Here is an 11,713-nt window from a genome sequence, read left to right as displayed (position 1 = left end):
CTTTAGCTTCTTTAGCTTCTTTAGCTTCTTTAGCTTCTTTAGCTTCTTTAGCTTCTTTAGCTTCTTTAGCTTCTTTAGCTTCTTTAGCTTCAGTGTTCGCGACCTGTTCTTGAGATGCAACCGCATCCATCATTTTTTCATCAGCTTCTTGTGCAAATACGCTGGTGCTCATTAGTACATTTAACACAACGATTGAAGCGAAGGATTTGCTTGTAGTTATGTCTTTCATATTTTTAAGAAACAAACTCATACCCCATCTGCTCAATATTTTCATTTTGGCAAATCATAGCATTAATAAAAGATTAGAGCTGAATAACGAGATTTAATTCATTCGACCTGTATGCATTTAAACGTTTAAATCCACCATAAACTAAACCCGAGTTCTACATCCTGTAAAACTCGGGTCGATGAGGTTGTGCTTTTCAAAAATCATATTATTGTTTTATTGGCTTTCCTTTCCTACATCATCTCCATGATGATTTTCCGTCGGCGTCGTCTTCCATATTGGGATCATTCCATTCCCACTCCCTGTGCCGATAAGCTTAGATTACGCTTAAGCTCGCTTAGTGACTATGGGTCAACAGACACATTCATTGTAAGCAATTTCTTACACGCATCCATTCACACTTGTTTGCCATCTTTATAATCTTGCGCAATTTCATCTGTCACTTGTTTCTCTTCTTTCTCAGCTTTCGCAATACCTTCTTGAATCGCCTCCTGAGCCTCTTGCTCATCAGCATCCGTCTGTTCTAATTCTTGCTGTACTTGCTCAAATTGTCGTCCAGTTTGTAAAACAACGTACACAGGAAAGTGATCCGAACCAATATGCGGTAATCGCTCCATTTTCACCAAAGCAAAATCAGTGCTGTGGAATACATGATCGAGTGACCATCGTAATAGCGGATAGTCCGCATGGAAGGTATTGACATAATGACGTCCAACACGCGGGTCTAACAAACCACTGATACGTTGAAATAGTCGTGTGGTACGAGACCATGCCACATCGTTTAGATCTCCCATAACAATGCAACTTTCATCCAAGTCTTTAATTTGATCACCGACAATCAACAATTCAGCATCACGTAATGTAGAGTCTTTGGCTTCAGTTGGACTCGGCGGTTTGGGATGTAAACAATATAATTGAACAGGCTGTCCAGAACGTAATTTCACTGTGGTATGAATAGAAGGAATCTCATTACTCAGTATGAATTTGACTTCGGTATCACTCAATTCCAACTTACTGTAGAGATGCATTCCATAGAGATTATCTAAAGGTACTGGAACACGATAAGGATAATCCGCTTCGATGACTGAAAGTTCATTCTGCCAGGTTTGGTCTGTTTCAAGCGTCAATACGATATCGGGTTGATGCTGATGAATCTGTTCAATCAAACGATGATATTCTGTATTTGGTGTTAAAACATTCGACACAATTAAAGAGATTTGCTTTGATGGATCAAGTTGATCTGGTTGGACCTGTTTCACCTGTTTTTTCCAAATTAAGGTATAAGGCAAGACCATCTTCAATTGATATGCTAATGCAGCAATTAATCCAACAAATATGACTTGGCGTCTTAAATCCCATTCCCCATCCCAAATCAACAGGAGGATAAATGCGATAAAGCCTAGGGCTAAAATTTGTAGTCTTGGAAAATCGGCACCTCGAAACCACCACTCATCACGCGGAATCAAAGACCAAAAACTTAACCAAATCACAACAACAGCCAGTATCTCAATCCATAGCATAGCGCTTCTCTTTATATATTCTTAATTTTTCGATGATTCATAAATTTATATTAGTTTTGCATGTAACATAAACAAGATATATTGCACAATATATTTGCTGTTTTGATTGTGTACCACTTGCAGTTATACACTCTTTTGATACACTCGAACCCCCTTTTTTATTTTAACGCACCGAGGCAAAGTGACATGAAAGTAGGTCTGGTCGGTTGGCGCGGGATGGTTGGTTCCGTCCTTATGCAACGTATGGTTGAAGAGAATGATTTCGCTCATTTTGAGCCATTCTACTTCTCTACCAGTAATGCAGGTGGTGAAGCCCCTGCGTTTGGTGGTAAAACTGCCCCAGCACTTATGGATGCGACAGACATTAATAGTCTGAAGCAAATGGATGTCATTATTACCTGCCAAGGTGGTGATTATACCACTGAAGTTTTCCCTAAGTTGAAAGCTGATGCTTGGAATGGTTACTGGATTGATGCTGCATCTACATTGCGTATGGACGATGAAGCCATCATCGTATTAGATCCAGTCAACATGAATGTGATCAAAGACGGTTTGGTAAAAGGTACGAAAACATTTGTGGGCGGTAACTGTACTGTTTCATTGATGTTAATGGGTCTTGGTGGTCTGTTCCAAAACAATCTTGTTGAATGGGCGACTTCAATGACTTACCAAGCTGCTTCTGGTGCGGGTGCGCAAAACATGCGTGAACTCATCACAGGTATGGGCTATTTGTATAACAATACAAAAGATCTATTAGACGATCCACGTTCTCCAATTTTAGATATCGACTCTAAAATTGCTGAATTACAGCGTGGTGAAGGATTCCCTTCAGCAAACTTCGGTGTACCTTTAGCAGGTTCTTTAATTCCTTATATCGACAAACAGCTTGAAAGCGGTCAATCGAAAGAGGAATGGAAAGGTCAAGTTGAAACCAATAAGATTCTTGGTAATTCACAAATTGTACCTATTGATGGTCACTGTGTACGTATTGGTGCAATGCGTTGTCACTCACAAGCATTGACTTTAAAACTTCGTAAAGATGTTCCTTTAAATGAAATTGAAGACATCATTGCAAGTGCAAATGACTGGTCTAAAGTTGTGCCGAACACACGTGAAGCATCAATGACTGATCTTACACCTGTTGCAGTAACTGGCACGCTTACAGTTCCAGTAGGCCGTTTACGTAAACTCAATATGGGTAAAGAGTATTTAGGCGCGTTCACTGTTGGTGACCAATTACTTTGGGGTGCTGCTGAACCTTTACGCCGTATGCTACGCATCTTGATTGACTATAAAAATGCTTAATATTTAATAGTCACTTCAATAAAAAGCCGGTCTGATTAGATCGGCTTTTTTTATGCAATTTGAATTGATTAGAGCTTGGAGTGCTATTTGAAAGGAAATATTATGACATCGATACAAAAAACAGTTAAATTACAATCTCATCACTTCTTATTTCGAACATCTTGATCGATACATAATGATGAACTGAGAATATAAAAAATCGAGATTAAAAACAGTCCAATATTTCGAGCACTCAGGTATTAGATTTGCAATAAATTCATTGAATTCAATGAAGGGGAAAAATTATGTTGTATGTCATTCCATTTGTCGTCTTGCTGTTAATCGCACTGGTGCTCAAAAAACGTGAGGATAAACAAAAAAATGGTGACACAGGATCAACAAAATCTAAAAAAAATGTGAGTGTAAAACGCGCTAAGAAAAGCCCCAAAACTCGTTCCACCCCACAACAAGCCTATTCACAGCATGGTCATGGCGCACCACAAGACTTAAGTGCCGAACCAGTGGCTGATGAACTTAAAGCCAGTATTGAATACTTAATTCAATCAGAAAGCTATATGTCAGCCGAAGCAAAAATCAATCAAGCATTGAATCGCGATCCTAGACAACATGAGCTTTACTCGTATTTGATTGATATTCACATCTTACAGAATGATGAATTTGCTTTAAAACAATTGAGTAATTATTTACGCTCCACTGGATTACATTACATTGCGGATGAAGCTGAAGACAAACTTAAAGCTGCAAAAGAAGCGGAACGGAATAAAGAAATTGCGAAAGAATCACGGGATATATCGAACACCGAGAATCAGCCTCGTCATGCTGCACAGTTTCATAGCACCAGTTTTATAACTGAAATCCCTGCAGTGCAATCAGAACAAGCTTTTGATCATCTCATCAAGTCTCAGGATGAACAACATAGCTCTCAGGAAAGCACACCCACTGAAACAAATGAGACCACAGAGCAATCTTCTCTTCCTTCTCAAAGCTCAACATTTGTGTTTGAAACAGAACAATACCCACATCCCTTACAAGCCAAAGAGAAGAAAAGCACCCCTGAAGAAGAAACTGAGCATGTCTCTGCTGAACCTACTGCTCATTTTGTATTTAGCTCAGAACAGCTCGATTTAGCAGAAGAGTTTACGCTCAATAAAACCAATGAAGAAATCATTGACCAGCTCCCTTCTGATCAGGCTGAAAATCAGCAGGCAACTGAACAGGAGACTCCATCGCAAAACGAGCATTTTGAACTCGATTTTTTTATGGAAGATACACCTCAACCCACTTCACAACATCCATTCGAGCAAGTTGATGAGAAGGCTCCTGCATCAAAAGAGCAAACATCTTTAGAATTTATAACGACAGATTTAACTTTCGAGCAAAATGCTCAAACACAGACTGAATCTGAAACAACCAATCAATCGACTGAAGATCGCGCACCCTTAGAGTTTGATTTAGACTTCACCAGTTTTCAGTCTGAAAATAAATCACAAACAGCATCAGTGCAGTCGACCGCTAGAGAGAACCGTGCTTCAGAAAATGAGTCCATCCAAAATCTCGACTTCACACTTGATTTGAGTCAAGAATGGGGTGAAAAAACAGATCTCCCTCATTCAGCACTGAGTTCTTCTCCATCAGAAAAAAATCTACAAGAACTGAATATTGAAATCGATCCATTGGAATTTAACTTTTCAGATCAATCGGAACAGTCTCATTCTCAAACAACAACATCCAAGGATGAACTCACTTTTGATCTTTCAGATGATTTTAACTTTGATGCTGAAACATCTAGCTCAGCAAAAGTTTCAAAGCAAAGCGTGAATGATCAGATTTTAGATTTTGTAACTTTCGACTTTGAGGAAAATCTTGATTCAAAATCTACAATAGAAAGCTCAATTGAACCGACAAACGAGTTTAATTTTGACCTCAATTCATCAGATGAAAATGTAGAAGTGCAACAGAATCATTCGCATGAAACATCTGCGATAAAAATGAATCCGAATCGTCCTGATGATCCTCTTGTACAACGTTTTCCTGAATTACTCAACGTTGATGAAATTCAACTTAACTTAGATTTAGCGGATCAATACATTAAATTTGGCGCGTTTGATGAAGCAGAAAAATTAATTACGGAATATGAATCGCATTACAATGACGAACAAAAAATGCGTGCAGCAAAACTCCGAGAGAGCATGGAATCTGATTCCAATTAATCTTAATATGAAGCAGTCTAATCAGGCTGCTTTTTTTATGAGTTCAAAAATAGCTTTAATCTATATGGGTGGGACATTTGGTTGCGTTGGTGAACCTTTAGCGCCTATGCCTGCTGCCGATTTTTTTCCGCAATTAAAAGAAATTTTGCCCGTTCAAAATCAAATCGAGCTTGTCCAGGCTCATGAGATTAAAGACAGTAGTGCATGTACGGCGCGTGATTGGTTGCTGTTAATCCAACAAATTCAACAATTACAAGCTAAACAATTTCAAAATTTTATTGTCATTCATGGTACCGATACCATGAGTTATGCTGCGGCTATTCTTTCTCGATTTCTCCATGATACGTGTCGAGTCATTATCACAGGTAGCCAATTTCCTCTGCTCAATCATGCAGCGACATCTTTGCATCCATCGAGCGATGCTTTAGATAATCTGAATCATGCCATCCAATATATGGAAAATGTGTCTGATGGTGTTTACTTATGCTTTAACCATCAAATTTTTCATGCCAGAACTGCAGTCAAGACTCATCGCACGGCATTAGATGCATTTTACGGTGAAGCATTTACAAATGTCATCAAGCCCATATCAAGTTCTTTTGTCAACATTACTGAGCAACATATTGAACGCTCGACACAACTCAATATTGCGAATCTGAGTCTTCGCCCCATTGAAATCAAATTATTCAATCAGCATTTAACGCGTTTTATCGACAACCCGCCTCATGTACTCATACTTCAAGCATATGGAACCGGTAATTTAGCAATTAATGCGGATACCACAGATATTTTGAAGCAGCTTCGTGCCTTAGGCTGCCATATTGTATTAAGTAGTCAGGTCATGTTTGGAGAATTAGATCAACGCTATGCAATTAGCAGTTGGATTAAAGCATCTGATATTTTGATCGACGATACACTCAGTGATGCCGATCTTTATGCCAAAATTCTAAAAATGTATTTACAATACCCCTCCACAGATCAATGGTTACAGCATTGGTATGATTCATCAAATTAGAGGTTCAAATGCCACGTTTTGCAATCGGAATTGAGTTTAGTGGCGTTCGTTATCGAGGTTGGCAAACACAGCAACCAGGCGTGCCGAGCGTACAAGAAACCATGGAAAAAGTATTGAGCAAAATTGCTGATGAACCCATCATTTTGCATGGTGCGGGTCGAACAGATGCAGGTGTTCATGCCACAAATATGGTGGCTCACTTTGACACAAATGCAATACGTCCAATTCGTGGCTGGCTTATGGGAGCTAACAGTACACTCCCTAAAGATATTGCCATCCAGTGGATTCAAGAAATGGGCAGTGATTTTCATGCACGCTTTAAAGCGCAGGCTCGCCGTTATCGTTATGTCGTTTATAACAGACCCATGCGTCCTGCCTTACTCCACAAACAAGTAACGCATGCTTATTACCCACTTGATGTGGATAAAATGATTGCTGCAGCCTCAAAATTTGAGGGTACTCATAACTTTGAAAGCTTTAGAGCTGCTGCGTGTCAATCCAACCAGCCTGTACGCCATGTGAGCCATTGCAAACTCATCAAACACGGTGCTTACCTCGTTCTAGACATCCAAGCAGATGGTTTTTTACACCACATGGTTCGCAATATTATGGGCTGTTTACTGGAAATCGGTCAGGGCATGTACGACATTGACCATATTGATGAAATATTCGCAGCAGAAGACCGTAAAGCAGCAGGGATCACAGCACCACCTGACGGCCTTTACTTTATCCAAGCACACTATCCTGCAGAGTTTAACTTGCCTAAAGTGCCCCTAGGCCCTCATTGGTTAAACATGCCTGAATAGTTTTTTTTATTTTGAATTGAATAGAAAAAAATCCCTTCAAAAAGAAGGGATTTTTTTAGCGCTGTTTCCGCTTACGATATTCAACAGGTGTCTCATTGGTCCATCGTTTAAAGGCACGATAGAACGTACTTGGTTCCGAGAAACCCGTGAGATAGACAATTCTCTCTACGCTTTCATTGGTGTTTGCCAAAAGTTTTTTAGCTAAACGACAACGATAGTCAGATAAAATTTGCTGGAAGCTTGTATTGGCTTCACTGAGCTGTGTTCTCAAACGACGTGGGGTAATATTCAACTGAGCTGCCACAGTTTCTAGCGTTGTTTCTCCACTCTCAAGTGTAGAACCAATGGCACGGCGCACCTCACCCACTAAATCGTATCGAGCCAACTCCTGTAATTTTTCAATCGCCAACTGCTCATGCAGTTGAAGTAATTCTGGCTCGGCTTGCCAAAGTACATAATCTAAAATTGCAGGATCAAAATAAAGTCGCGTTTCTTTTTGGCCTAAACTTACCGGGCACTCATATACACGGAAATACTCATCGTCTGAAGCACCCTCGCTAAAGTTAAAATCGATATATATAGGTTGAAAACGACCTTCAGTAATAAATTTGAAGAATCTTAAAATGCCTGAAATCGCGCACTCAGAAAAATGACGATTGACTAGGTTTTCAGAGAAAGGTTGTTCACCATTGGTTAGGTAGCAACGATCATCTTCAATAACCAATTTGGCATGAAATGCATCACTGATTAGACGTTGATATGCTAAAGCCCTTTTCAGGCCTTCGCCAAAATTTTCAGATGAAATAAAAAGATGTTCAATCACTTGACCACGATACAATGGTAAATGCTCACCTAAATGTAGACCAATGTCTGGATCTTTACTGACTTCTTCGGCAGCAACCCAGAAAGCGTACTGCGCGCTTAAAGGCGTACGCGCATTTTGATCTACTTGATTTAAGGCCACACCCGCTTTTGTTAAAATTTCTTCTGTGGGCAATCCAGCACGACGAATTGCTTGATAACCTAATCGTAGAACAACCGAAGCATCAGTTAGCTGACTCACGCAGTGCCCTTCCTTGTATGTTATTAATATTTACTTAAAACTTATGAATTAGATTACAGTCGATTGACCAAACTGACAACATAGTTAAGCATTTTTTTGTTTAAAAATTTTATTTGTTTGTTCGACAAGTTTGACCATAGAAACGCCGACTGAACTTGGTTTAACCTTGTTTTTTTCTAAAATTTTGCCTATAATTTGCGCCTTTCCAATTTGATCATCAGGTAGGCTATGGCCAATAAAGAGGAACTTATCGAGTTCGAAGGCGTTGTCACCGAAACGCTTCCTAATACTATGTTCCGTGTACGTTTAGAAAACGGTCACGAAGTAATTGCACACATTTCTGGTAAAATGCGTAAACACTATATTCGTATTTTGACTGGCGACAGTGTTAAAGTTGAAATGACACCTTATGACTTATCTAAGGGTCGCATTACTTACCGTGCACGCTAAGTGTTAGTAAGCGAAAAGCCACATTGAGTGGCTTTTTTTGTTTTTGTACTTTTATTTTATGAACTACAGGAGATCCATTCTACTAAAGCAATCGTCTGTCTTTATGAGCAGATCAATACTCAGATGTTATAGAATAATCAAACTCACTATTTATTTATTTTTAACATTCAATCAAATATAAAAACAATGCTCATATACACACTCAGCCACAAAAAAATCGTCGTACTGCCCCACTGTTTCACGCATTAAATCAATTGTGGTTTTTGGCCATCTGCATATTTACACCTTTCCAGTTTACGGCATGCCAAACAGCAAATTTTCAGAATAAAAAAATATGAACACTTATGTTTCACAATTTGTAGGGCAAGATATCCAACATATGCGTGAAACTATCAATTTGAATTCTTTTAACATTAAACTGAAGCCGAATCCTGTGATTCGAGATGAGCGGGAAATTTTCACTTTTGAACGTATAGTCAACACCGCGATTCCAATGGGAAATTCGATGAGAGATGCAAATGGTTTTATGATTCCTGTACAGAAAACTTCAGTGAGTCAGTACTACGATAACCTAATGACTTGCTCAAGTGTTTTAAGTTTAAAAAAAATACGCTTTCAAAAGCTCAGCAATAAAAAACGCAGCTCATAGGCTGCGTTTTGAATGAATCAACTGAAATTAGTTAAGCGCTGCAACAACTGCTTCACCCATTTCAATTGTCCCGACCTTCTTCATGCCTTCAGACATAATGTCAGCTGTTCGTAAACCTTGGTCTAAAACATTCCCTACTGCATCTTCAATTGCTTTTGCTGCAGCTTCTTGACGGAACGTATATCGAAGCATCATTGCAACAGATAAAATTGTTGCCAATGGGTTTGCAATATTTTGACCTGCGATATCTGGTGCTGAACCATGACAAGGCTCATACATCCCTTTACCATTTTCATCTAAAGAAGCTGATGGCAACATACCGATTGAACCAGTCAACATCGCAGCCTCATCAGACAAGATATCACCGAACAAGTTACCTGTTACGATCACATCAAATTGTTTAGGTGCACGAACCAATTGCATTGCTGCATTATCGACATACATATGTGACAAGTTAATGTCAGCATACTGTTCAGCATGTAACTGAGTTACTGTTTGTTTCCAAAGCTCAGTGACTTCAAGAACATTCGCCTTATCCACTGAACACACTTTACCACCGCGTAGTTTCGCCATTTCAAACGCCACTTTAGCAATACGTTTGATTTCTGACTCTGCGTATACGTCGGTATTAAAGCCTTGCTTCTCACCATTCTCTAATTCACGAATACCGCGTGGTTGACCGAAGTAAATACCACCAGTTAATTCACGGACAATTAAAATATCTAAGCCTGAAACAATTTCAGGTTTCAAACTTGAAGCATCTGCCAATTGAGGATACAAGATCGCTGGGCGCAAGTTAGCGAAAAGGTTAAGTTCGCTACGTAATTTCAATAAACCACGCTCAGGACGAATTGAGCGCTCAATTGTGTCCCACTTCGGACCACCCACAGCACCTAACAAAATCGCATCTGCTTTTTTTGCTTGTTCAGAGGTAACTTCTGGATAAGGTGAACCATGCGCATCAATTGCAGCGCCACCCAATAAACCTTGTTCCCATGTTAAATCTAGATTGAATTTTTCATTGACACGGGTGAGGACCTGTTCAGCTGCTTTTACAATTTCAGGACCAATGCCGTCACCAGCTAAAATCAAAATTTGTTTAGACATGAGATTTTCCATTTATAAAGTTAGTATGAACTAACGTGTTTTTAAATTTTTTTGTTCCACAAACTCACCTAGTCCATTGAGAACATTATAGGGTTTGCAGAAACGACGAATGGTTTGTTGCTCTTGCAACAAGTCAACACATAATGGCTCTGGTGCAGAAGCATCAAGTAAACTTTTTTTCCCACTGCTTCGATCTCTAAACATTACAAATCGGTAATCTTTTTTTGCTTCGAAGCGATGGATGACATTAATAGTTTCTGCTTTTTCCTCTGAAATCGGATAAAAGCGAACCACCACTTCATGCAGTCCAGCAGGAACTGAAAGATATAAGGCTTGCGGATCTTTCAAGGAGCCAGCATTTAATCGCACGATACCTTGCTTGATCGCACGCTGATCTAATCTTCGAGATTGAGCATCAACAATGGGATGCTCATCGAATCTTTCAAACTCACAATTCAGCGTTCCTGAGCAATAAATCAAAGCATGATTTCTGGTTTCAGGCGTTTCTTTAATCTTTTTCAGTTGTAATCGGTCTACGGTCTGACAAGCGGATAAAACGGCGACAGACAATCCGAAAAACGCATAGCGTAATAAAACTTTTGCCTTCATTTGTGCCCAACCTCACCAAACGGCGCAAAACTAAAAGAATAATTTTGCACCGATATTAGCAAGACTTGAATCAGAGCACTATAGCTTTAAGTATCAGTTACGCTTTGATTTCTTGGAATACCCATGGGCGAACAGCTTTAGTTCTTTCCTCATAAGCACGAATGTCTTCTGCCGCTTGTAACGTTAAACCAATATCATCTAAACCATTCAACAAACAGTGCTTTCTGAATGGATCAACTTCAAATTTAAATGCTTCGCCTGTAGGTGTACGTACTTCTTGTGCTTCAAGATCAATCGTTAACTGATAACCTTCTTGAGCTGCACACTCTTTGAATAATTGATCCACAATCTCTTCAGACAAGATCACTGGTAACATGCCATTTTTAAAGCTGTTGTTGTAGAAAATGTCTGCATAGCTTGGTGCGATTACGGTACGAAAACCATATTCTTCTAAAGCCCATGGCGCATGTTCTCGGCTTGAACCACAACCAAAGTTGGAACGTGAAATCAAGATTGAAGCACCTTGATAACGTGGTTTGTTCAACTCAAAATCTGGATTCAAAGGACGTTTTGAGTTGTCTTGCCCCAAATAGCCTTCATCTAAATAACGTAATTCATCAAACAAATTCGCGCCGAAACCTGTACGCTTAATTGATTTCAAGAACTGTTTTGGAATAATTAAATCTGTATCGACATTGGCACGGTCTAAAGGTGCAACGATACCTTGTTCAACGGTATATTTTTTCATGTTGT

Annotated in this window: 12 protein-coding genes; 6 read left to right on the top strand and 6 right to left on the bottom strand. The window is 39.3% G+C overall.

The genetic code is table 11. The features are described 5' to 3' along the window. Both AC1M86_RS04260 and AC1M86_RS04255 read right to left on the bottom strand, forming a co-directional pair. Positions 1–250, bottom strand: a 250-nt coding sequence (locus AC1M86_RS04260; protein ID WP_481607312.1) for a hypothetical protein, incomplete at its 3' end; no start/stop codon positions are given. A 371-nt stretch (positions 251–621) separates the two neighbouring features. Continuing rightward, positions 622–1,746, bottom strand: a complete 1,125-nt coding sequence (locus AC1M86_RS04255; RefSeq protein ID WP_035264120.1) for an endonuclease/exonuclease/phosphatase family protein — start codon at positions 1,744–1,746, stop codon at positions 622–624. A 186-nt stretch (positions 1,747–1,932) separates the two neighbouring features. Between AC1M86_RS04255 and asd the strand changes: the two genes are divergently transcribed. The 4 genes from asd to truA all read left to right on the top strand — a co-directional run bounded on the left by asd (position 1,933) and on the right by truA (position 7,082). Then, complete coding sequence (gene asd, locus AC1M86_RS04250; RefSeq protein WP_481607311.1) at positions 1,933–3,051, top strand: aspartate-semialdehyde dehydrogenase; 1,119 nt, start codon at positions 1,933–1,935, stop codon at positions 3,049–3,051. A 284-nt stretch (positions 3,052–3,335) separates the two neighbouring features. Beyond that, positions 3,336–5,261: a hypothetical protein gene (locus AC1M86_RS04245; RefSeq protein WP_481607310.1), complete on the top strand. Its 1,926-nt coding sequence runs from the start codon at positions 3,336–3,338 to the stop codon at positions 5,259–5,261. Positions 5,262–5,298: 37 nt separating this feature from the next. Further along, a complete protein-coding gene (locus tag AC1M86_RS04240; protein WP_481607309.1) occupies positions 5,299–6,276 on the top strand; it encodes an asparaginase domain-containing protein in 978 nt (325 codons plus the stop codon). Between the two features lie 8 nt (positions 6,277–6,284). Then, a complete protein-coding gene (gene truA, locus AC1M86_RS04235; RefSeq protein WP_481607308.1) occupies positions 6,285–7,082 on the top strand; it encodes a tRNA pseudouridine(38-40) synthase TruA in 798 nt (265 codons plus the stop codon). Between the two features lie 55 nt (positions 7,083–7,137). Here the strand turns inward: truA and AC1M86_RS04230 are convergent, their stop codons facing one another. Beyond that, the gene (locus tag AC1M86_RS04230) at positions 7,138–8,145 is read right to left on the bottom strand and encodes an AraC family transcriptional regulator (RefSeq protein WP_035264130.1); all 1,008 of its coding nucleotides are present in this window, start codon (positions 8,143–8,145) and stop codon (positions 7,138–7,140) included. A gap of 228 nt (positions 8,146–8,373) precedes the next feature. On the opposite strand from AC1M86_RS04230, the gene infA reads away from it, so the two are divergent. Together infA and AC1M86_RS04220 are read left to right on the top strand one after the other, a co-directional pair. Next, positions 8,374–8,595, top strand: coding sequence for a translation initiation factor IF-1 (gene infA, locus AC1M86_RS04225; protein WP_004692529.1), 222 nt, complete (start codon positions 8,374–8,376; stop codon positions 8,593–8,595). 334 nt (positions 8,596–8,929) lie between these two features. After that, a complete protein-coding gene (locus tag AC1M86_RS04220; RefSeq protein ID WP_481607307.1) occupies positions 8,930–9,244 on the top strand; it encodes a hypothetical protein in 315 nt (104 codons plus the stop codon). A gap of 27 nt (positions 9,245–9,271) precedes the next feature. On the opposite strand, the gene leuB is transcribed toward AC1M86_RS04220, so the two are convergent. From leuB to leuD, 3 genes are all read right to left on the bottom strand, one after another. Beyond that, entirely contained in the window at positions 9,272–10,351 is a 1,080-nt protein-coding gene (gene leuB / locus AC1M86_RS04215; RefSeq protein ID WP_179998721.1) for a 3-isopropylmalate dehydrogenase, read from the bottom strand. 30 nt (positions 10,352–10,381) lie between these two features. Then, positions 10,382–10,960, bottom strand: a complete 579-nt coding sequence (locus AC1M86_RS04210; protein ID WP_179998722.1) for a hypothetical protein — start codon at positions 10,958–10,960, stop codon at positions 10,382–10,384. A gap of 97 nt (positions 10,961–11,057) precedes the next feature. Next, positions 11,058–11,708, bottom strand: a complete 651-nt coding sequence (gene leuD, locus AC1M86_RS04205; protein WP_179998723.1) for a 3-isopropylmalate dehydratase small subunit — start codon at positions 11,706–11,708, stop codon at positions 11,058–11,060. Between the last annotated feature and the right edge of the window lie 5 nt (positions 11,709–11,713).

This window comes from Acinetobacter sp. ANC_7654 (genome assembly GCF_056779855.1).
The sequence above is the reverse complement of the archived record's forward strand: the minus strand, read 5'-3'. Positions and strand labels throughout refer to the sequence as shown.